The sequence below is a fragment of the Streptomyces sp. NPDC016845 genome (assembly GCF_044332585.1).
In the GTDB taxonomy this organism is placed as follows: Bacteria; Actinomycetota; Actinomycetes; order Streptomycetales; family Streptomycetaceae; genus Streptomyces.
In genome coordinates this window covers 552,853-573,904 of the sequence record NZ_JBIRPI010000003.1, presented here as the reverse complement: position 1 = coordinate 573,904, position 21,052 = coordinate 552,853, and the positions used below count along the sequence as shown (strand labels likewise).

The 21,052-nt window shown below is 71.2% G+C and carries 22 protein-coding genes; 13 read left to right on the top strand and 9 right to left on the bottom strand.

Features of this window, described 5'->3' with window-relative positions; translation table 11 throughout:
• Positions 1-42 precede the first annotated feature (42 nt).
• From ACH4RC_RS13000 to ACH4RC_RS12980, 5 genes are all read left to right on the top strand, one after another.
• Entirely contained in the window at positions 43-978 is a 936-nt protein-coding gene (locus tag ACH4RC_RS13000) for a cellulose-binding protein (protein ID WP_398199056.1), read from the top strand.
• A 124-nt stretch (positions 979-1,102) separates the two neighbouring features.
• A complete protein-coding gene (locus ACH4RC_RS12995; RefSeq protein WP_398199053.1) occupies positions 1,103-2,047 on the top strand; it encodes an ABC transporter ATP-binding protein in 945 nt (314 codons plus the stop codon).
• 1 nt (position 2,048) lies between these two features.
• Positions 2,049-2,819 carry an ABC transporter permease subunit gene (locus ACH4RC_RS12990; RefSeq protein WP_398199051.1) on the top strand — a complete coding sequence of 257 codons (771 nt, stop codon included), beginning with the start codon at positions 2,049-2,051 and terminating at the stop codon, positions 2,817-2,819.
• A gap of 144 nt (positions 2,820-2,963) precedes the next feature.
• Positions 2,964-4,181, top strand: coding sequence for an ABC transporter ATP-binding protein (locus ACH4RC_RS12985; protein ID WP_398199048.1), 1,218 nt, complete (start codon positions 2,964-2,966; stop codon positions 4,179-4,181).
• The gene (locus ACH4RC_RS12980) at positions 4,178-5,047 is read left to right on the top strand and encodes an ABC transporter permease (RefSeq protein WP_398199045.1); all 870 of its coding nucleotides are present in this window, start codon (positions 4,178-4,180) and stop codon (positions 5,045-5,047) included. Before ACH4RC_RS12985 ends, ACH4RC_RS12980 begins: the two co-directional genes overlap by 4 nt.
• 21 nt (positions 5,048-5,068) lie before the next feature.
• Here the strand turns inward: ACH4RC_RS12980 and ACH4RC_RS12975 are convergent, their stop codons facing one another.
• Complete coding sequence (locus tag ACH4RC_RS12975; protein ID WP_398199043.1) at positions 5,069-5,398, bottom strand: ATP/GTP-binding protein; 330 nt, start codon at positions 5,396-5,398, stop codon at positions 5,069-5,071.
• Positions 5,399-5,610: 212 nt separating this feature from the next.
• Here ACH4RC_RS12975 and ACH4RC_RS12970 point away from each other — a divergent pair, with 212 nt between their 5' ends.
• Positions 5,611-6,645 (top strand): LLM class flavin-dependent oxidoreductase, encoded by a 1,035-nt coding sequence (locus tag ACH4RC_RS12970; RefSeq protein ID WP_398199040.1) that lies wholly within the window; start codon positions 5,611-5,613, stop codon positions 6,643-6,645.
• An 83-nt stretch (positions 6,646-6,728) separates the two neighbouring features.
• Here ACH4RC_RS12970 and ACH4RC_RS12965 read toward each other — a convergent pair whose 3' ends face one another.
• Positions 6,729-7,121, bottom strand: a complete 393-nt coding sequence (locus ACH4RC_RS12965) for an SCO5389 family protein (RefSeq protein WP_394430356.1) — start codon at positions 7,119-7,121, stop codon at positions 6,729-6,731.
• 292 nt (positions 7,122-7,413) lie between these two features.
• Between ACH4RC_RS12965 and nucS the strand changes: the two genes are divergently transcribed.
• On the top strand, positions 7,414-8,085 hold the full coding sequence (gene nucS / locus ACH4RC_RS12960; protein ID WP_398199037.1) for an endonuclease NucS: 672 nt from the start codon (positions 7,414-7,416) through the stop codon (positions 8,083-8,085).
• Between the two features lie 88 nt (positions 8,086-8,173).
• Here the strand turns inward: nucS and ACH4RC_RS12955 are convergent, their stop codons facing one another.
• The 4 genes from ACH4RC_RS12955 to ACH4RC_RS12940 all read right to left on the bottom strand — a co-directional run bounded on the left by ACH4RC_RS12955 (position 8,174) and on the right by ACH4RC_RS12940 (position 13,141).
• On the bottom strand, positions 8,174-10,696 hold the full coding sequence (locus ACH4RC_RS12955) for an ATP-binding protein (protein WP_398199035.1): 2,523 nt from the start codon (positions 10,694-10,696) through the stop codon (positions 8,174-8,176).
• Positions 10,697-10,948: 252 nt separating this feature from the next.
• Positions 10,949-11,272, bottom strand: coding sequence for an STAS domain-containing protein (locus ACH4RC_RS12950; RefSeq protein ID WP_363195919.1), 324 nt, complete (start codon positions 11,270-11,272; stop codon positions 10,949-10,951).
• A 220-nt stretch (positions 11,273-11,492) separates the two neighbouring features.
• Positions 11,493-12,344 (bottom strand): 3-hydroxyacyl-CoA dehydrogenase family protein, encoded by an 852-nt coding sequence (locus ACH4RC_RS12945; protein ID WP_398199033.1) that lies wholly within the window; start codon positions 12,342-12,344, stop codon positions 11,493-11,495.
• Between the two features lie 158 nt (positions 12,345-12,502).
• Positions 12,503-13,141: a TetR/AcrR family transcriptional regulator gene (locus ACH4RC_RS12940; protein ID WP_398199030.1), complete on the bottom strand. Its 639-nt coding sequence runs from the start codon at positions 13,139-13,141 to the stop codon at positions 12,503-12,505.
• A gap of 83 nt (positions 13,142-13,224) precedes the next feature.
• Here ACH4RC_RS12940 and ACH4RC_RS12935 point away from each other — a divergent pair, with 83 nt between their 5' ends.
• The 3 genes from ACH4RC_RS12935 to ACH4RC_RS12925 are packed head-to-tail and all read left to right on the top strand — an operon-like array spanning position 13,225 to position 15,354.
• A complete protein-coding gene (locus ACH4RC_RS12935) occupies positions 13,225-14,007 on the top strand; it encodes an ABC transporter ATP-binding protein (RefSeq protein ID WP_398199027.1) in 783 nt (260 codons plus the stop codon).
• 5 nt (positions 14,008-14,012) lie between these two features.
• A complete protein-coding gene (locus ACH4RC_RS12930; protein ID WP_398199025.1) occupies positions 14,013-14,768 on the top strand; it encodes an ABC transporter permease in 756 nt (251 codons plus the stop codon).
• A 13-nt stretch (positions 14,769-14,781) separates the two neighbouring features.
• Positions 14,782-15,354 (top strand): cob(I)yrinic acid a,c-diamide adenosyltransferase, encoded by a 573-nt coding sequence (locus ACH4RC_RS12925; protein WP_398199023.1) that lies wholly within the window; start codon positions 14,782-14,784, stop codon positions 15,352-15,354.
• On the opposite strand, the gene ACH4RC_RS12920 is transcribed toward ACH4RC_RS12925, so the two are convergent.
• The gene (locus ACH4RC_RS12920; RefSeq protein ID WP_398199022.1) at positions 15,351-15,893 is read right to left on the bottom strand and encodes a hypothetical protein; all 543 of its coding nucleotides are present in this window, start codon (positions 15,891-15,893) and stop codon (positions 15,351-15,353) included. The two genes, ACH4RC_RS12925 and ACH4RC_RS12920, sit on opposite strands and share 4 nt — an antisense overlap.
• A gap of 162 nt (positions 15,894-16,055) precedes the next feature.
• Between ACH4RC_RS12920 and ACH4RC_RS12915 the strand changes: the two genes are divergently transcribed.
• From ACH4RC_RS12915 to ACH4RC_RS12905, 3 genes are all read left to right on the top strand, one after another.
• On the top strand, positions 16,056-17,249 hold the full coding sequence (locus tag ACH4RC_RS12915) for a sensor histidine kinase (protein WP_398199019.1): 1,194 nt from the start codon (positions 16,056-16,058) through the stop codon (positions 17,247-17,249).
• Entirely contained in the window at positions 17,246-17,890 is a 645-nt protein-coding gene (locus ACH4RC_RS12910; RefSeq protein ID WP_398199016.1) for a response regulator, read from the top strand. The genes ACH4RC_RS12915 and ACH4RC_RS12910 overlap by 4 nt, the downstream gene beginning before the upstream one ends.
• Positions 17,891-18,073: 183 nt before the next feature.
• The gene (locus tag ACH4RC_RS12905; RefSeq protein WP_398199013.1) at positions 18,074-19,936 is read left to right on the top strand and encodes a glycosyl hydrolase family 18 protein; all 1,863 of its coding nucleotides are present in this window, start codon (positions 18,074-18,076) and stop codon (positions 19,934-19,936) included.
• 93 nt (positions 19,937-20,029) lie between these two features.
• Here ACH4RC_RS12905 and ACH4RC_RS12900 read toward each other — a convergent pair whose 3' ends face one another.
• Positions 20,030-20,485, bottom strand: a complete 456-nt coding sequence (locus ACH4RC_RS12900) for a DUF2550 domain-containing protein (RefSeq protein ID WP_324766348.1) — start codon at positions 20,483-20,485, stop codon at positions 20,030-20,032.
• Between the two features lie 149 nt (positions 20,486-20,634).
• Positions 20,635-21,009 carry a F0F1 ATP synthase subunit epsilon gene (locus ACH4RC_RS12895; RefSeq protein ID WP_398199010.1) on the bottom strand — a complete coding sequence of 125 codons (375 nt, stop codon included), beginning with the start codon at positions 21,007-21,009 and terminating at the stop codon, positions 20,635-20,637.
• Positions 21,010-21,052: the final 43 nt, after the last annotated feature.

Genomic DNA, 21,052 nt, shown 5'->3' with positions numbered 1-21,052 from the left:
ATTCCCCCTATCACCTCACCGGTCTCATTCGACAGGAACCCCATGAGCGACACTTCCCCCTACGGCTTCGAGCTTGTGCGGCGTGGGTACGACCGCGCTCAGGTGGACGAACGAATCTCCAAGCTCGTCTCCGACCGTGACAGCGCTCTTGCTCGAATCACTGCTCTGGAAAAGCGCATCGAGGAACTCCACCTCGAGACACAGAACGCCCAGGCCCAGGTGAGCGACGCGGAGCCGTCGTACGCCGGGCTCGGCGCGCGCGTCGAGAAGATCCTCCGCCTCGCCGAGGAGGAGGCGAAGGACCTGCGCGAGGAGGCCCGCCGCGCTGCCGAGCAGCACCGCGAGCTGGCCGAGTCCGCGGCCCAGCAGGTGCGCAACGACGCCGAGTCGTTCGCCGCCGAGCGCAAGTCCAAGGCCGAGGACGAGGGCGTCCGGATCGTCGAGAAGGCCAAGGGCGAGGCCACCCAGCTCCGCTCCGACGCGCAGAAGGACGCGCAGCAGAAGCGTGAGGAGGCCGACGCCCTCTTCGAGGAGACCCGCGCCAAGGCCGCCCAGGCCGCCGCCGACTTCGAGACGAACCTGGCCAAGCGCCGCGAGCAGTCCGAGCGTGACCTGGCCTCGCGTCAGGCCAAGGCGGAGAAGCGCCTCGCGGAGATCGAGCACCGCGCCGAGCAGCTCCGGCTGGAGGCGGAGAAGCTGCGCACCGACGCCGAGCGCCGCGCCCGCCAGACGGTGGAGACCGCCCAGCGCCAGGCCGAGGACATCGTGGCCGACGCCAACGCCAAGGCGGACCGCATCCGCAGCGAATCGGAGCGCGAGCTCGCGGCGCTGACGAACCGTCGCGACTCGATCAACGCGCAGCTGACCAACGTCCGCGAGATGCTGGCCACGCTGACCGGGGCGGCGGTCGCTGCCGCGGGTGCGCCCGCCGATGACGAGCCCGTCTCTCGTGGTGTGCCTGCGCAGCAGTCCCGGTAGTTCGAGGTTGTGGGGCAGCTGCGGGTCCGTTGTGGCTGGGCGCGCAGTTCCCCGCGCCCCGCGTGATGAAGTCCCCTGCGCCGAAGAAGTGGCAGGGGGCTTTTTCGCGCCGTAGCGTTGCCGCATGATCGAGGTTGCGGGGCTCACCAAGCGGTACGGCGAGAAGACGGCCGTCGACGACCTGACGTTCTCTGTACGGCCCGGCATCGTGACCGGATTCCTGGGGCCGAACGGCGCGGGCAAGTCGACCACCATGCGCATGATGCTCGGCCTGGACAACCCGACCGCCGGCACGGTCCGTATCGACGGCAAGCGCTACGCCCAGCTGAAGGACCCGCTGCGGCACATCGGCGCGCTCCTGGACGCCAAGGCGATGCACGGCGGCCGCAGCGCCTACAACCACCTGCTGTGTCTGGCGCAGTCCAACGGAATCCCCCGCGGCCGGGTCGACGAGGTCCTGGACACGGTCGGCCTGACGGCAGTCGCCAAGAAGAAGTCCAAGGGGTTCTCGCTCGGCATGGGCCAGCGGCTCGGCATCGCGGGCGCGCTCCTCGGCGACCCGCGCATCCTGATGTTCGACGAGCCGGTCAACGGGCTGGACCCCGAGGGCATCCACTGGATCCGCACCCTCATGAAAGCCCTCGCCTCGGCGGGCCGTACGGTCTTCGTCTCCTCGCACCTGATGAGCGAGATGGCGCTCACCGCCGACCACCTCGTCGTCATCGGCCAGGGCCGGCTCCTCGCCGACACCACCATGGCGGACTTCATCCGGGAGAACTCACGCAGTTACGTACGGCTGCGCTCGCCCCAGCGCGAGCGGCTCCTCGACGTGCTGCACGAGGCAGGGATCACCGTCGTCGAGGCGGGCAGCGGCACGCTCGAGGTCGACGGGCACTCCGCCGAGGAGCTCGGCGAACTGGCCGCGGGCCACCAGCTCACCCTGCACGAACTGAGCCCCCAGCAGGCCTCGCTCGAAGAGGCGTTCATGCAGCTGACCGCCGAGTCGGTCGAGTACCACGCCCATTCGGGGCCCGCCCCGCGGTGGGGCGCCAACGAGAAGGGGGCCTGAGATGGCCGTGGCCCAGGTCCTCCGCTCCGAGTGGACGAAGATCAGGTCGGTGAACTCGACGGCCCTCACGCTCGGCCTCGCCGTCATCGTCTCCGTCGGTCTCGGCATGCTGATCAGCGCCCTGTCGAAGAACGAGTTCGACAACCTGTCCACCGAGGACAAGCTGACCTTCGACCCGACCTTCACCGCCTTCGCCGGTCTCACGCTCGGCCAGCTGGCCCTCGTGGTCTTCGGCGTCCTGGTGGTGGCGAGCGAGTACAGCACGGGCATGATCCGCACCTCGCTCGCGGCGGTCCCGCGGCGCGGCACGTTCCTGTTCTCCAAGATCGCGGTCGCCGCGCTGCTCGCGCTCGTCGTCGCGCTGGTCACCAGCTTCGCCGCGTTCTTCCTCGGCCAGGCGATGCTCGGCGACCACAGCACGGACCTCGGCTCCCCGAACGTGCTGCGCGCGGTCATCGGCGCCGCCCTCTACATGACGCTGATGGCGGTGTTCGCCATGGGCGTCGCCGCGATCCTGCGCTCCCCCATGCTGGCGCTCGGCATCCTCATGCCGTTCCTCTTCCTGGTCTCCCCCATCCTCGGCAACGTCTCCGCGACGAAGAAGGTCGCCCAGTACTTCCCCGACCAGGCCGGCTCGAAGATCATGCAGGTGGTGACAGCGCCGAACGACGACGCCCCGTACGGGCCCTGGGGCGGGCTCGTCATCCTGGTGGTGTGGGTCGTGGTGGCCTTGCTGGTCGGATACGCGCTGCTGAAGAAGCGCGACGCGTAGCGCCCCGGGAGCCACCCGCAGGGCCACCGGACCCTTTACTCACTCTTGGCCGGAACCGTCAGCGCCCGGATATCCTCCTAACCCTTACGGGGGCGTGTGCCCCGACGTCCTGAACCTTTCAGAACCTTCCGATGGGTGCGGAGAATGATCGAGGCAGTCGGCCTGACGAAGCGCTACGGCGCCAAGACAGCCGTGTACAACCTTTCCTTCCAGGTGCGGCCGGGGACCGTCACCGGCTTCCTCGGACCCAACGGTTCGGGCAAGTCGACGACGATGCGCATGATCCTCGGCCTCGACCGGCCGACCACTGGTCACGTGACGATCGGCGGCTACCCGTACAACAAACTGCCGAACGCTCCGCGGCAGGTCGGCGCCCTGCTCGACGCCAAGGCCATGCACGGCGGCCGGGCCGCCCGCAGCCACCTGCTGTGCCTGGCCCAGCTGGCGGGCATCCCGGCCCGCCGCGTCGACGAGGTGCTCGGCGTCGTGGGCCTCCAGGACGTCGCCAAGCGGCGCTCGAAGGGTTTCTCGCTCGGCATGGGCCAGCGGCTCGGCATCGCCGCCGCCCTCCTCGGCGACCCCCAGGTCCTCCTCTTCGACGAGCCGGTCAACGGCCTGGACCCCGAGGGCATCCTCTGGGTGCGGAACCTGATGAAGACGCTCGCCGCCGAGGGCCGCACCGTCTTCGTCTCCTCGCACCTGATGAGCGAGATGGCGCTGACTGCGGAGCACCTCATCGTCATCGGACGCGGCCAGCTGCTCGCCGACATGAGCGTCAGGGACTTCATCTCGCACAACTCGGCCGACTTCGCCCGGGTCCGCACGCCCGACGCCGAGCCGCAGCAGCGCGAGAAGCTGAGCGCCGCGCTGACCGAGGCGGGCGGTCAGGTGCTGCCCGAGCAGGACGGCGCGCTGCGTGTCATGGGCCTGCCGCTGCCGCGTATCAGCGACCTCGCCCACGGCGCGGACGTACGCCTGTGGGAGCTCTCCCCGCACCAGGCGTCCCTGGAGGAGGCGTACATGCGGATGACGCAGGGTGCCGTCGACTACCGCTCCACCGACGACCAGCTGGCGGGCTTCCAGGAGCCGCTGCCGCCGGGCGCGCTGCCGCCCCAGCCCGTGCCGGTCGCCGGGCAGGGGCAGCCCGGCTGGTACGCCCCGCCGCCGCCCCAGGCTCAGCCGCAGCAGGCGCCGGTCGCCAACCCGTACGCCGCGCCCACGCCGGCGCCCGCGGCCGTCCCCGCGCCCGCGCCCGCGGCCACCCCTGCACCCGCGGCATCCCCCGCGCCCCCGGCCGCCCCCGCCCCCGCGCCGCAGCCGCCCGCCGCCGCTCCGACCATGGACAAGGACGACGCCCGATGAGCACGCCGCCCCCGCCCTACGCCGCCCCGCAGCAGCCCCCGGCGATGCCTGTCGGGCAGGCGCTCCCGGGCTCGTACACCTCTCCGATCCCCGTGCGCCGCGCGCACCTCGGGGACGCGCTCGCCTCGGAGTGGACGAAGATCCGCTCGGTGCGCTCCACGATGTGGACGCTGGGCGTGATGGTGCTGCTCATGGTCGGCATCGGCCTGGCCTCGGCGGCGATCGTCGCCTCGTCCGACACCTCGGAGATGCGCCCCGACGAGGTGCTCAGCCTCGGCTTCTTCGGCGTGCTCCTGAGCACCCTCTGCGTGATCACGCTCGGCGTCCTGACGATCGCGTCGGAGTACGGCACCGGCATGATCCGTACGACGATGACGGCCTGCTCCAGCCGCAGCCGGGTGCTCGCCGCCAAGGCGATCGTCTTCTTCGCGCTGGTCTTCGTGCTGACGACCGTGCTCGCGATCCTCGTCTCCGTGCTGCAGGTCGGCATCGTGGGCGTCGACTCGCCGAGCGGCTCGCAGTGGTTCAAGGCGACCGTCGGCGTCGGCCTGTTCGTCGGGCTGCTCGGTCTGGTGGGCCTGGCCGTCGGCACGCTCGTACGGCACTCGGCGGGCGCCATCACCATCATGATCGGCGTCGTGCTGCTGCCGCTGGTCCTGGCGATGTTCATGTTCTCGGACTCGCTGGCCGACCTTCAGCAGGCCCTGTTCGAGTACTCGATCCCGAGCCAGCTCGCGGTGCTCTACGACAACTCGGTGGCGGGCGGTTCCGGACCGTCCGGCTGGGACCCGCTGTGGATCATGGGTGTGATCGCGGTGGCGGCGCTCGGCGGCGCCTTCCTCACCCTCGACAACCGCGACGTGTAGTGCGCACGCGGTAAGGCGGTCTCAGTACCGCGGCGCGCTCCGGGACCGCTGCACCTTCGTGGTGCGGCGGTCCTTCGCGTTCCAGCACGCCTTGTGCCAGTGGCGCCGGTCGTCCACGCCGCCGTACTCCGGCCATGCCACGACGTGCGCGAGACGCGAGGGGATCTCCTGGTCGCAACCCGGGCAGCGGTACGTCTTGCCGGCCGCGCTCGCGCCCGCCACATGACGTACGCACCACTCCTCGCCCTGCCAGCTCTCGGTGGACTGGAACCCGCCGTAGCGCCGCCCCTCGTCCTCGGTGCCGCCTGCGGACGGCCCGCCGGCCTTCGGACGGTTGCGACGCGGGGACACGGCTCACCTCACGGGATGTGCGTACGGGGCGGAAATGCGCGTCCAGCGTACGCCGAGCGGGCCGGGGTACCCGCCCACCACCGTCCGGCCACCCTGTCAAGGTTCTGCGGAAAATCCGCAAATCTGCATGCGCAGCCGTGCCCTTGGCACTTGTCAGCCGTTATTGCCTTCAGGGGGAGTGCGGCGTCGGCGCCAAGAAAGGCAGGAAGGCGATGCGCGTAGGAACGTTTGTACTGGCAGCACAGTTCCCGGGGCAGGGGCAGGGGGAGGCGCTGCACCGCGCGGTGCGGTCGGCCGAGGTCGCCGAGGAGGCCGGCCTGGACTCGGTGTGGCTCGCCGAGCACCACTTCGTGCCGTACGGGACGTGCCCGTCGGCGATCACCCTCGCCGCGCTGCTGCTCGGCCGCACCCGCACCCTGCGCGTCGGCACGGCGGTGAGCGTCCTGCCGACGGCGCACCCGGTGGCCCTGGGCGAGCAGGCGGCCCTGCTGCACCTGACCTCCGGCGGGCGGTTCTCGCTCGGCGTCGGGCGCGGCGGGCCCTGGGTCGACCTGGAGGTCTTCGGCGCGGGCCTCGAGGCGTACGAGCTGGGGTTCCCCGACTCCCTCGATCTGCTGCTGCGCTGGCTGCGCGAGCCGCGGGTGGCGGGCGAGAGCGAACGATTCGCCTTCCGGGAGGTACCGGTCGTGCCGCGCCCGGCGGAGGCGATCGGCGGGACGGACCCGGCGGGCCCCGAGGTCGTCGTCGCGTGTACGTCGCCGAGGAGCGTGCGGCTCGCCGCCGAGCGGGGTCTGCCCATGCTCCTCGGCATGCACATCGGGGACGAGGAAAAGGCCGAGATGGTCGCCCTGTGGCGGCGCTGCGCGCTCGAGGCCGGACATCCGGTGGCCGGCGCAGTCACGGCACCTCACGTCTCCGCCGGGGTCGCCCAGGTCGGGGACGGCCGCGCGGAGGCCACGGAGGCGCTGCTCAAGGCGATGCCGGGCTGGCTGAAGCAGGGGCTCGACGCCCATGTGACGGTGGACGGGCGGGCGCGGTCGATGCGGGACCCGTTCGCCTACACGGAGCTGCTGTGCGGGCTGCACCCGGTCGGCACGCCGCAGTTGTGCGCGGACCGGCTCGCGGCCACGTCCGAGCGGACCGGTATCACGCGGTTCGCGCTCCTGGTCGAGGGCTCGGGTGATCTCGCGACGACGGAGGAGAACGTACGGCGCCTCGGGGCCGAGGTACTGCCCCAGCTCAGCTGAGCGGGGTGGCCCTGCCGCCCTGCCTGCCGTCCCGTACTGATGCACCTCCCGCGTACGGGACGGCAGGCATTCCGGTTCAGCCGTCAGCAGTCACGGAACTCGGGTGACTGGTTGAGCAGCTGGTTGCGGACCGAGGTGAAGCGGGCCAGCGTCCCGTCCACCGCCGGGTCCTGCGGGAAGACCGCGACCCGGTGGCAGTTCTGGAAAGCGAGCCGTACACCGAAGTGCCGCTGCAGCGCGCCGCGAATCGCGTCGCTCGCGAGCGCGCGCAGCAGCTGCCCACGTGCCTGCTCGTCCGGCGGCGGCGTCTGGTTGTCGGCGAACTCTCCGCCGTCGACCTTCAGCTGTGCCACCAGAGAGCTGACCATCTCCCACGCGTAGGGCAGGGAGGTCCGGACGCAGTCGACGAAATCCGCTTCGTCGACCTCGCCTCGCTCGGCCTGTTCCAACAGTGCCGGTGAGACGTCGAGCGACATGGGTTCTCCTCTCGCACCCCCGAGGAAGCGGGGGTTGACGGACAGACCAGGAGCCCACGGCACGACCCTCCGAACACACAGCGTGCACGCGCCGCGACCTCCTGCTTCTACGGTAGGCAACGTCTCCGGGCCGCAACAGGGCGTGCAGCGCCTGGTTCGCACACAACCGGCCAATAACGAACGGGTGGGTTCCGGATGATAAAGGGCGTCCATCGGGGCTCCCCCAGCCTTGTGGGGGCCATGAGGCGGGCGAATCGCGTGGACGGGGCGGCGTCGAGTAGCGTTGCCGACCATGCGTCTTGTCATCGCCCGCTGCTCCGTGGATTACGCGGGCAGGCTCACCGCCCATCTCCCTCTCGCCCCGCGCCTCATCCTCGTGAAGGCCGACGGCAGCGTCTCCATCCACGCGGACGACCGGGCCTACAAGCCCCTCAACTGGATGTCGCCCCCGTGCACCCTGAAGGAGGGGACCGGGGACGAGGCGGGCACCTGGACCGTCATCAACAAAGCGGGCGAGAAACTCATCATCACGATGGAGGAGATCCTGCACGACTCCTCCCACGAACTCGGCGTCGACCCGGGCCTCATCAAGGACGGCGTGGAAGCGCACCTCCAGGAGCTGCTCGCCGACCGTATCGAGACGCTCGGCGAGGGCTACACGCTGATCCGCCGCGAGTACATGACCGCGATCGGGCCCGTCGACATCCTGTGCCGGGACGGAGAGGGGCAGACCGTGGCGGTCGAGATCAAGCGGCGCGGGGAGATCGACGGCGTCGAGCAACTCACGCGCTATCTCGAGCTGTTGAACCGTGATCCGCATCTGGCGCCGGTGCGGGGGGTCTTTGCCGCCCAGGAGATCAAGCCGCAGGCCCGGGTCCTCGCGACCGACCGGGGTATCGGCTGCACCGTGCTGGACTACAACGCCATGCGGGGCATCGAGGACGACAAGCTCCGCTTGTTCTGACATACGAAGCCGCAGTCGCGTCTGCTCATGTACCGAGCAGACGCGGCTGCGGCTTTTCGGTGGCCGCTCGCGCAGCTCCCCGCGCCCCTTACGGGGCGCTGGATCCGGCCGCGCTCGACGTGAGGGGCGCCGAGTTGGTGGTCGTCCCCGGCGGCTCCGGCGGCGTGGTGGTCGGTCCGGGGTCCGGCTCGCTGGTCGACGGGTCCGGGTCCGGCTCGCTGGTCGTCGGGTCGGGGCTGCTCGGCGGCGGCGTCTTGCTCGGCGACTTGCTGGGGGACTTGCTCGGCGGCTTGCTGGGCGACGTCTCCGGGTCGTCCGGCGTGGCCGAAGCAGTCGGGCTGCTCGACGGCGCGTTCCGGGTCGCCGACGTCGTGGGTCCGGGGTCGTCCGCCGTGCCCGGGATGCCGTCCGCGCCCGGGTCGCTCGGGGTCGACGAAGCCGGGCCGCTGGTGGTGCCGCCCCCACGAGGGGCTTCGTCCGCGCCGAGGTCGCCGCTGTTCTCCCCCGCCGTCGCCGACGGGTTCGTACCGACCTTGTCGGACGGCGAGTCCTCGTTGCCGGATGTGGCGCCGAGCGTGACGACCGTGCCGAGGACCGCCACGAGGAGCGCGCCGGCCCCGGCGGCGACGAGGTTGCGCCGGGTACCGCCGACGATGGACCTACGGGTGGGAGCCTTGCCGCCGACGACCGTCGGGGCGGGTACGGGCGCGGGCACGGGCGGCACCTTGCGGGTGGCGACCGTGACCGGCTCGGGGACCGGCACCGGGAACGGGTACGCGGCCGGGACGCCGCCGGGCGGCGACGCCGACTCCTCGTACATCGCCTCCGGCACCTCCTCGCCCGCGGCGGTGCGCCCGCCGGGCAGGACGCCGCCGGAGCGGTCCGCGACGAGCGCGAGGGCGCGGCGGCCCGCGATGGTGCCCCGCTTGTCGGCGAGGGCGCCGCGCAGGCCGATGGATGCCTCGAGTTCGGCGCGGGCCCGGTCGAGGTTGCCGCCGAGGAGGGCGAGGATGCCCAGCTCGTGGTGGAAGTAGGCCTCTTCGGGCACCTCGCCGGAGAGCCGGGACGCCTCCTGGCCCGAGCGCAGCGCGCGCTCCCAGGAGCTCCAGGCGAACCCGGCGGCGAACGCGGGCGCGGCGGCGCGCGCCAGCTCCACGGCGGGGCTGGCCTCGTCCTCGCCGGGCGGTGTCGTCCCCGGTACGAGGACGGAGAGCGCGGCGAGCACGGCGTCGGCCTCGGCGGCGACCCGCTCGGGGCCCACGGAGGGGTGCGCGGCCCACCAGGCGTAGTGCCGGGCGGCGGTGTGCGCGTACTCGGAGGTCTCCTCGCCGAAGCCGACGGCCTCCAGCTGCACCTGCACCCCGGACGCGAGGCGGTAGCGGCCGCCGACGGAGGTGACGAGGGCGCAGGAGACGAGTTCGGCGAGCGCCGCGTCGGCGTGGGTGTCGCCGACGAGCGCGGGCAGATGCGCCTGGTGCGGGACCTCGCCGCCGAGCGCGACGGCGAACCGCAGGGTGGCGCGGGCCGACGCGCTCATCCGGGAGGCGAGCAGGGCGGCGGGCGCGGCTCCGTCGGCGAGCGAGGGCAGCGGGACGTCGGGGCCGTCCTCGATGGCGTAGGAGGTGTCGAGGAGGGGCGGGTCGGCCGGGTCGGCGTCGGTGTCCTCGCCCAGGCCGAAGGCGTCGAAGCCGTCGGGGTCGGCGCGGAGCAGGTCGCGCTGGCGCAGCAGGGCTCCGGCCTGCGCGAACCGCAGGGGCAGGCCCTCGGACTCGAACCAGAGGTCGCCGGCCCACTGCGCCTCGTCGTCGGTGAGGACGCGGCCGACGGCGCGCTCCAGGAGCTCCAGGCCGGCGCCGCGGCTGAGTCCGCCGAGGAACACCTCTTCGACGAGGGAGTCGGCGGCGGGCGCGGCGACGTCGGGCGTCGTCGAGAGGAGGAAGGCGCACTCGGGCGTCGCTTCGAGGAGTTCGTCGAGCGCGGCGCCGCCGAACTCGAGGTCGTCGAGGACGACGACGGCGCCGATCTCGTGGACCAGTTCGAGCAGGAGGGCGCGGTCGGGGCGGTGCAGCTGCGCGTTGTACACGGCGGCGAAGAGGTCGTGCAGGAGGTCGGTCGCGGTGCGGCGGTGGCCGGAGAGACGGACGACGCCGTCGGGCGCGATGTCGGCGCAGTCCTCGGCGACCTGGTCGAGCAGCGCGGTGCGTCCGGCGCCCGAGGGACCGGTGAGCCGTACGGAGCGCCCGCGCGCGAGGAGGCGCACGAGACGCTCGCGCTCCTCCTGGCGCTCCAGGAGCGGGAGGCGGGGCAGCGCGGGGCCCGGCGGCAGCGGCGGGCGGGTGGCGCGCACGAGTTCGGCGCGCTCCGTGGCGTCGTACTTGACGGGCCGCGCGGGGCGCCTGGGCGGCGGGCAGATCTCGATCTCGCTGCCGTCGACGGGGTTGACGGTCAGGAGGTACTCGCCGGAGACGAGCTGCACGGTGCGGGCGAGCGCGGGCGACGGCTGGCCGAAGTCGGGCGTGAACTGGTCGCGCGGCGGGCGCCTGCCGCCTGCGGGCGTGTCGTCGCGCTGGTCCTGGCCGAAATTGTCCGGTCCGAGGTTGTTCGGGTCCATGGTCAAAGCCCCCCAAAAGCGTGGTGCGCCTTCTGCCCTCCCGGCCTGTGCACACTGCGCTGTCGCTTCTGGTCCGGTCCCGCGTGGCGGGTTCGTCATGACGCGGGCGACCGAACCCTAGACCTTCGCACAGTATCTACGAACACTCGGGGTCCCGCCCCGTCCGAGACGTCACAGTCTCGTGAGGATTGTGGGCGCTGCCCACAGGAACGGCGTATTCATCCCAGGGTCACACACCGGGACGGCCCCGGGTCACACCCGGGGCAGCGATTCGACGCCGATGCCGCCCTCGATGGCCAGGATCCGGTGCAGCCGGGTGGCGACGAGGAGGCGCTGCATCTGGGGCGGCACGCCGCGCAGCACGAGCCGGCGGCCGCAGCGCCCGGCGCGGCGGTGGGCGCCCATGATGACGCCGAGCCCGGTCGCGTCCCAGGAGTCCAGTTCGGACAGGTCGAGCACGAGGTCGCCGAGGCCGTCGTCGACGGCGGTGTGCAGGACCGTACGGGCGTCCGCCGCGCTGCGGACGTCGAGGCGGCCCCCGACGACCAGCTCGGCGTGGTCGCCCCTGATGTGCATATGCGCTCCCCGTGTGTGGCGGAAGTACTCCGGTACTCAGGTGGTCATGTGGCCCGGTACTCAGGTGAACAGGTGGTCCGGGTGGATCCGGTGATCCTGGTGATCCTGGTGATCTGGGTATGTCACAGCAACTGACGGGCTCGGTGAGCCGAAAGTTGCCGTCTGTAAGCGAACCGATACCGAATTCACCCCGACGGGTGACATGGCGTCAGGCGCCGCGTCAGGCGTGCTTGTAGAAGCCCTGCCCGCTCTTGCGTCCGATGTCACCGGCGTCAACCATCCGGCGCATCAGCTCGGGCGGCGCGAACTTCTCGTCCTGGGACTCGGTGTAGATGTTGCCGGTGGCGTGGAGCAGGATGTCGACGCCCGTCAGGTCGGCGGTGGCCAGCGGTCCCATGGCGTGGCCGAAGCCGAGCTTGCAGGCGGTGTCGATGTCCTCGGCGGTGGCGACGCCCGACTCGTACAGCTTGGCGGCCTCGACGACGAGGGCCGAGATGAGACGGGTGGTCACGAACCCGGCCACGTCGCGGTTGACGACGATGCAGGTCTTGCCGACGGACTCGGCGAACTCCCGTGTGGTGGCGAGGGTTTCGTCGCTGGTCTTGTGGCCCCGCACGAGTTCGCAGAGCTGCATCATCGGCACCGGCGAGAAGAAGTGCGCGCCGACGACGCGCTCGGGGTGGTCGGTGACCGCCGCGATCTTGGTGATCGGGATGGCGGAGGTGTTCGAGGCGAGCACGGTGTCCGGGCGCACGATCTTGTCGAGCGTACGGAAGATCTCGTGCTTGACCTCCAGCTTCTCGAAGACGGCCTCGACGACGATGTCGACGTCGGCGGCGGCGTCCAGGTCGGTGGTCGTGGTGATGCGGGCGAGCGCCTGCTCGGCGTCGTCGGCGGCGAGCTTGCCCTTGCCGACGAACTTGTCGTACGACGCCTTGATGGCGTCGGTGCCGCGGGTCAGGGCTTCGTCGGTGACGTCGCGCAGGACGACGTCCCAGCCCGCCTGGGCGGAGACCTGAGCGATGCCGGACCCCATGAGACCGGCTCCGATGACGGCGAGCTTCCCTGCCACGTGCGCTTCCCCTAACCACGTTGTCACGAACCGCGCGACCACTTCTCACGTTGCTCTTTTGCGGACCCTAGCGTCCGTGAGGGGCCGTGTGACCGCTTAGAGATGCGCGTCACGTCTCGAATGACGGACATCACACCGGTGCGGGGCGCCCGGCGCCATCAGGCGTCGCGGACGGCGTAGTTGAGCACCTTCTCGCTCAGGAGTTCCTCGATGTCGTCCATGACGTCCAGCATCTCCCGCGAGGCGGCGGCGGGGGTGGACCCGTCGAGCATGCGCCGGCCGATGGCCGCCATGACGGTCGAGTGCACCCAGCCGATCTGACCGGCGATCAGGTCGGGCAGCGGATCGTCGTCGCCCGCGCCGGTCTCCTCGCGCAGCGTCGCGGCCAGGTTGTCGTGGACCTCCTGCTGGATGGCCCACAGGCGGGAGCGCAGGGCGGGGGCGGCGTGCACGACGCGCATGAAGGCGCTGTAGCCGTCCATGAGCCCGACGCGCGGCGAGACGGCCTCGATCTCCTCGCGCAGCTCGCGCAGGACGGCGGCGGCCGCCGACTCACCCGGTGCGCGGCCGCGCACCCAGCGGGACATCCGGTCGACGACGCCCTTGGAGCGGTCGAGGAACAGGTCCTCCTTGGCCGGGAAGTAGTTGTAGACGGTGTTCACGGAGACGTCCGCAGCGGCCGCGATCTCCGCGACGGTCACCGCGTCGAAGCCGCGCTCCACGAAGAGCCCGGTGGCGACGTCGGAGATGTACTGCCTGGTCTGCCGCTTCTTCCGCTCTCTGAGCCCCTCTGCCATGCCGTCGATCGTAGCGATTGGCTGGGCCCTCTGAAATTTTGGGGACATTGCAAAATTTCAGTGACTCTGTTTTTCTGGGACGCATGGCAGTCATCAGCGCGTCCGGCCTCGCCCGGACCTTCCAGACCAAGCGCGGCCCGGTGGAGGCCGTCCGCGGGATCGACCTGCGCGTCGCTCCCGGCGAGATCCTCGGCTTCCTCGGCCCGAACGGCGCGGGCAAGACCACCACCCTGCGGATGCTCACGACCCTGCTCGCGCCGACCGGGGGCGCGGCGACCGTCGCGGGCTGCGACCTGGCGACCGACCCGGCCGGTGTGCGGCGCGCGGTCGGTTACGTGGCCCAGTCCGGCGGCGTCGACCCGACCATCTCCGTACGGGAGGAGCTGGTCACCCAGGGCCGCCTGTACCGGCTGACGAAGGATCAGGCGCGGCGGCGCGCGGACGAATTGGCGGCGGACCTCGGCCTCACCGCTCTGATGGACCGCAGGACCGCCGCGCTCTCCGGCGGCCAGCGGCGCCGCCTCGACATCGCGATGGGCCTCACGCACCGCCCCCTGGTGCTCTTCCTCGACGAGCCGACGACCGGGCTCGACCCGGGCAGCCGCGCCGACCTGTGGGACCTGGTGCGCCGGCTGCGCGCCGAGCACGGCACGACCGTCTTCCTCACCACGCACTACCTCGACGAGGCGGACGCGCTCGCCGACCGGATCGTCGTCGTCGACAAGGGCGTGGTCGCCGCCGAGGGCACGCCGAGCGCGCTGAAGCTCACGTACGGCGGCTCGATCGACGCGACGCTCCAGGACACGTTCCTGGCGATCACCGGGCGCGGCCCCGCGCCCGCGGACACGACCCCGGTGGCGGTGTGAGCGCGATGAACACCCTGGCTTCGGACACGTTCCTGATCTTCGGGCGGTACGCCCGGCAGACCCTCTCCTCCCGCTTCCAGATGCTCTTCGGCGTCCTCATGCCGCTGCTCTACCTGTTGTTCTTCGGGCCGCTCCTGACCGGTCTGCCGCTCAGCCGGGACGCCGACTCGTGGCAGGTCCTCGTGCCCGGACTGCTGCTCCAGCTCGGCCTGTTCGGCGCCGCGTTCTGCGGGTTCGCGGTCATCCTGGAGAAGAACTCCGGCATCGTGGAGCGGATGCGCGTGACCCCGGTCAGCAGGCTCGCGCTGCTGCTCGGCCGGGTCCTGCGGGACACGCTGCTCTTCCTGGCCCAGGCGGTGCTGCTCGTGCTCGCCGCGTTCGCGATGGGCCTGCGGGCGCCGCTCGCCGGCATCCTGATCGGCTTCGGCTTCACGGCGCTCCTGACTGTCTCGCTCGCGTCGCTCTCGTACGCGCTCGCCGCGAAGGTCACCAAGCCGCAGGAGTTCGGGCCGGTCGTCAACGCGGTGACGATGCCCTCAATGCTCCTGTCCGGGCTGATGCTGCCGATGGCGCTCGCGCCCGGCTGGCTGAACGCCCTCTCGCACGTCATGCCGGTGCGCTACCTGGTGGACGCGGTGCGGGACGCGTACGTCGGCCACTACGCGACGGCGCACATGCTGTACGGGACCGTGGCCGCGCTCGCCTTCGCCGCGCTCTCGGTGACAGTCGGCACACGCGCCTTCTGCCGGTCCGGGAGCTGATTACGCTGGCCGGATGGTCAATCTGACGCGCATCTACACCCGTACCGGAGACAAGGGCACCACCGCCCTCGGCGACATGAGCCGCACCGCCAAGACCGATCCGCGGATCTCGGCGTACGCGGACGCCAACGAGGCCAACGCCGTGCTCGGCACCGCCATCGCACTCGGCGGCCTCGACGAGGAGGTCGTCAAGGTCCTCACCCGCGTCCAGAACGACCTCTTCGACGTCGGCGCCGACCTGTCGACTCCGGTCGTCGAGAACCCCGAGTACCCGCCCCTGCGCGTCGAGCAGTTCTACATCGACAAGCTGGAGGCGGACTGCGACCGCTTCAACGCCGAACTGGAGAAGCTCCGCTCCTTCATCCTGCCCGGCGGCACGCCCGGCGCGGCCCTCCTCCACCAGGCGTGCACGGTGGTGCGCCGCGCCGAGCGCTCCACGTGGGCGGCGTTCGAAGCCCACGGCGAGACCATGAACCCCCTGACGGCCACTTACCTCAACCGCCTCTCCGACCTCCTGTTCATCCTGGCGAGGATCGCGAACAAGGAGGTCGGCGACGTGCTGTGGGTGCCGGGCGGTGAGCGTTAGGCCGTGCCCGCCGGCGCCTTCTTCGGGAACACCGTGTAGCTCACCGCGATGATCACGTTGATGGCGATCACAAACAGCATCTTCTGCTGCCAGGCTTCGAGGGAACTGGTCGAGCCGTCCTCGCCCACGTACCAGATCGCGCCCTGCAGCAGACCCATCGCGATCAGCGCGGCCAGCGTCCACAGGGCGGCGACGCGCCACTCGTGCAGGGCGCGGGCCGTGCCGTACTTCGGGGCCGACGGGGGCGGGCCGCCCGCGAAGCGGTGGGCGACGCGGACGTCGACCCACTTGACCGTGTAATGGCCGAGGGCGATGGAGTAGCCGATGTAGACGGCGGCGAGGCCGTGCTTCCAGTCGGGCTCGGCGCCGTTCCTCAGGTCGATGGCCGTGACGACGAGCAGGAGCACCTCGAGGAGCGGCTCGCACAACAGCACGGCGACGCTCGTGCGCGGCATCCTCGCCCAGTAGCGCAGCGCGAGACCGGCGGCCAGCAGCACCCAGAAGCCGGCCTCGCAGATGATGATCAGCGTGACGATCACGGCGAACTCCTCTCGTCCTCCTTCAAGGCTCGCCGCGCCCCGGCCCGTGATCGTCGTCGCCAGTGACGAACTGCGACTGCATCCTTCGATGTAGCGAGAGGCCGCTCCGCTTCGTCCCGGCGCCCCATGCCGGCCGCGCGCCGTACGTGTTGGATAGAGGTCATGCACCTGCCGCAGCCCCGCCCGCACCGCGACGACGTCCGTATCGCCGTGGTGGGGCTGCTCGGCGGTCTCGCGCTGTGGGGCATCGGGCTCGGGATGAACGCGGGGCGGCTGCTGCACGGCTCGTGGCTGCTGATCCCGCTCGTCCTGATGTCCGCTCTCGAGCTGCTGCGCCGGATCCGGCCGCGGTTCGCCGTCGTCGCGGGCACGCTCGTCCTGGTCGCGGACCAGTTCACCCAGGGCAGCCTGGCGACGGTCCTCATGTTCACGGACCTGATGTACGCGGCGGCGCTCTACGGCACCCCGACCATGGCCCGCCGCCTGCCCGTCTCCACCGGCCTGGTCACCGTGGCCGCCACGCTCGGCTTCCTGGCCTGGTGGCGCGAGCCGGAGGCGGTCCTGGTGGGCGTGGCGACCGGCCTCGTCGCGTTCGGGCCCGCCGCCACCGGCGTACTCGTCCGCAACCACCGCGACCGCGCCGCCGAGGAGCGGCTGCGCGCCGAGCAGACCGCGCTGCTCGCCGAGATGGACCGGGCGCAGGCGGTCGTGGCGGAGCGCGCGCGGATGGCCCGCGAGCTGCACGACATGGTGGCGAACCACCTCTCGGCCATCGCCATCCACTCCACGGCCGCGCTCTCCATCGACGAGCCCGCCACCACCCGCACCGCCCTGGAGACGATCCGCGAGAACAGCGTCGACGGACTGGCCGAGATGCGCCGCCTCATCGGCATCCTGCGGGACTCCAGCGGCGACACCGAACCCGCCGCCGCGCCCACCCTGGACGGACTCGGCGCCCTGGTCGAGCAGGCCCGTACGAACGGGCTCGACGTCGCCCTCACCCTGACCGGCTCGACCGGAGGACTGCCCGCCCCCGTCGAGCTCGCCGCCTACCGCATCGTCCAGGAGTCCCTCACCAACGCGCTCAAGCACGCCTCGACGGGCCAGGTCACGGCCGTCGTCGAACGCCGGGGCGACGAGCGGGTCGAGGTGTGCGTGAGCAGCCCGTACGGGGACCGGGACGGGCCGCGCGCACCCGGTTCCGGCGCAGGGCTCGTGGGCATGCGCGAACGCACGGCACTGCTCGGCGGCGCCTTCGAGGCGGGCCCGGAGGGAAGCCCCGACGGGGGCGAAGTCTGGCGGGTGAGGGCCGTGCTGCCGCTGGAGAACCCCGCCCACGGAGGAGAGTCCGCGTGATCCGAGTACTCGTCGCCGAGGACCAGACGGCCGTACGCGCCGGGCTCGTCCTCATCCTGAACAGCGCCCCCGACATCGAGGTCGTCGGCGAGGCGGCGGACGGCGAGGAGGCCGTGGGCAGGGCCCGCGAACTCCGCCCCGACCTGGTGCTCATGGACGTGCAGATGCCGCGCCTCGACGGTGTCTCGGCCACGCGCGCGGTGGTCGGCGAGGGGCTCGCGGACGTCCTCGTCCTGACCACGTTCGACCACGACGAGTACGTCTTCGGCGCGCTGCGCGCGGGCGCGGCCGGGTTCCTGCTGAAGAACACCGACGCGAAGGACCTGATCGAGGGCGTGCGGACCGTGGCGCGCGGCGAAGGGCTGATCGCGCCGGCCGTGACCCGCCGCCTCATCACGGAGTTCGCTGTGGGCACCGCGCGCGCCGAGCCGCCCGCCGCTCCCCCGGAGCTGGAGACGCTGACGCGGCGCGAGCGCGAGGTACTCGGGCGGCTCGGCGAAGGGCTCTCCAACGCGGAGATCGCGGCCCGTCTCGACATGGCGGAGGCCACCGTGAAGACGCACGTCAGCCGCCTGCTGGGAAAGCTGGGGCTACGCAGCCGGGTGCAAGCGGCGGTGCTCGCGCAGGAGTTGGGTCTGTAGAGGTTTACGTGCTGCTCAGCAGGTTGGCCGAAAGCTGTAATTGGTTTAGACCTTGACCGCTGGTCCAGACCTTTCTATTCTCGCCGCACTGCGGTGAGCACACCCCCCACTTCCGGTGCTCACGGGCGTCGCAGGGTTCCGTCCCCCGTCATAGCGAACCCAGGAACACCCGAGGAGCCAGTAATGCGCTCAAGTGACGTACCCCGACGAAGACTTCGGCACCGCACCACCGCGGCCCTGACCACCCTGCTGCTGCCCGCGGCGGCGCTGGTCGCACTGGCCACCCCGTCCCAGGCCGCCGCCGAGGCGAGCGCGGTCACCGCCACGTTCGCCAAGACCCAGGACTGGGGCAGCGGCTTCGAGGGCAAGTGGACCATCAAGAACTCCGGCACCGCGAGCATCAGCTCGTGGACCGTGGAGTGGGACTACCCGTCCGGCACGAAGGTGACCTCGGCGTGGGACGCCACCGTCACCAACTCCGCCAACCACTGGACGGCCAAGAACCTCTCCTGGAACGGCACCCTCGCCCCGGGCGCCTCCGTCTCCTTCGGCTTCAACGGCTCCGGGAGCGGCGCCCCCACCGGGTGCAAGCTCAACGGCGGCTCCTGTGACGGCGGCGACGTGCCCGGCGACGCGGCACCCTCCGCGCCCGGCACCCCGACCGCCTCCTCCATCACCGACACCTCGGCCAAGCTCTCCTGGTCGGCCGCGACCGACGACAAGGGCGTCAAGAACTACGACGTCCTGCGCGACGGCGCCAAGGTCGCCACGGTGACCGGCACCACCTACACCGACAGCGGCCTCACCGCGGGAACCGACTACTCGTACACGGTCCAGGCGCGCGACACCGCCGACCAGACGGGCCCGGTCTCCGGCTCCGTGAAGGTCCACACCACTGGCGGCGGCACCGACCCGGGCAACCCCGGCACCGGTGACAAGGTCAAGCTCGGGTACTTCACCGACTGGGGCGTCTACGGCCGCCAGTACTACCCGAAGAACCTGGAGACCTCCGGCTCGGCCGCGAAGGTCACGCACATCAACTACGCCTTCGGCAACGTCCAGGGCGGCAAGTGCACCATGGGCGACGCCTACGCCGACACGGACATGGCCTACACCGCGGCCAACTCCGTCTCCGGCCAGGCCGACACCTGGGACCAGCCGCTGCGCGGCGCCTTCAACCAGCTCCGCCAGCTGAAGGCCAAGCACCCGAACCTCAAGATCCTGTGGTCCTTCGGCGGCTGGACCTGGTCCGGCGGCTTCGGTGAGGCGGCGAAGAACCCGGCCGCGTTCGCCGAGTCCTGCTACAACCTCGTCGAGGACCCGCGCTGGGCCGACGTCTTCGACGGCATCGACATCGACTGGGAGTACCCGAACGCCTGCGGCCTGACCTGTGACACCTCCGGGCCCGCCGCGCTGAAGGGGCTCACCTCGGCCCTGCGCGCCAAGTTCGGCACGAAGAACCTGGTCACCGCCGCGATCACCGCCGACGGCTCGGCCGGCGGCAAGATCGAGAAGACCGACTACGCGGGCGCGGCCCAGTCCCTCGACTGGTACAACGTCATGACCTACGACTTCTTCGGCGCCTGGGAGGCCAAGGGTCCGACGGCCCCGCACTCCCCGCTGACCTCGTACTCGGGCATCCCGCAGCAGGGCTTCACCTCCGCGGACGCCATCGCCAAGCTGAAGGCGCAGGGCACCCCCGCGTCCAAGCTGCTGCTCGGCATCGGCTTCTACGGGCGCGGCTGGACCGGCGTCACGCAGAAGGAGCCGGGCGGCACCGCGACCGGTCCGGCGGCGGGCACGTACGAGCAGGGCATCGAGGACTACAAGGTCCTCAAGACCAAGTGCCCGTCGAACGGCACGATCGCCGGTACGGCGTACGCGCACTGCGGCTCCGACTGGTGGTCGTACGACACGCCCGCGACGATCAACTCGAAGATGAGCTGGGCCAAGACGCAGGGTCTGGGCGGCGCGTTCTTCTGGGAGTTCTCCGGTGACACGTCCAACGGTGAACTGGTCAGCGCGATCGACTCCGGCCTGAAGTAGTTCCGCCGGGGTTCACAAAGACTGAAGCCGGGCTGGTGGGAACGCCCCCCACCAGCCCGGCTTCTTCCATGTCGAGAAGTGGCTGCGCCACGTCTACGCCACGTTCACCCGCTGGCCGGGCGGTGCTGCTTCCAGCCATGCCAGGAAACCGGTCAGCGCGTCCTCGCTCATCGCCAGTTCGAGCCGGGTTCCCCGGTGCGTACAGGCGAGAACGATCGCGTCCGAGAGGAGCGCCAGCTCCTCCTCGCCCTCCGGGGCGCGACGCCCGGTGACCTCGATGGCCGCGCGCTCGAGGATCCGCTTGGGCCGGGGCGCGTACGAGAAGACGCGGAACCACTCGATCCGGTCACCGTTGTAGCGGGCGATGCCGTACCCCCAGCCCTTGCCGGAGGTGTCCTCGGCATCAGGACCGGGCGCGTCCCATCGCAGGGAGCAGTCGAACGTGCCGCCCGAGCGCTGGATCAGCCGGCGCCGCAGTCCGAAGACAAAGAGCCCCAGCAGTACGAGTACGACGACCGCGACTACGCACAGCACGAGAACGAGGACCATCTGCACCGACCTCCTCGCTTCTCGACAGATCCAAACGCCAGATAACGGAACAGCAAAAACAGGTGTAGATGCCCTCAGCCGCGACCCGGTCCGGAGAGCGTATCTCCGGTCCGGGCCGCGGCTGAGTCGCGTCTACGGGTGCGCTGGGATCAGCGCGCCGCCACCGCACGCAGTCGGACGTCCGCGCGACGCTCGGCGGAGGCATCACCCTCCGCCTTCGCGCGCTCGAGCTCCCGCTCCGCACGCTGGACATCGATCTCGTCCGACAGCTCGGCGATCTCGGCCAGCAGCGACAGCTTGTTGTCCGCGAACGAGAGGAAACCGCCGTGGACAGCCGCCACGACCGTTCCGCCCTCGCTCGTACGGATGGTCACCGGGCCCGACTCCAGCACACCGAGCAGCGGCTGGTGACCGGGCATGACGCCGATGTCGCCGGACGTGGTACGCGCGACGACCAGGGTGGCCTCGCCGGACCAGACACTGCGGTCCGCGGCGACGAGCTCGACGTGCAGCTCAGCAGCCAAGGTGGGCTCCTCGGGTCACCACCCGGCGTTGCTGCCGGGTGTT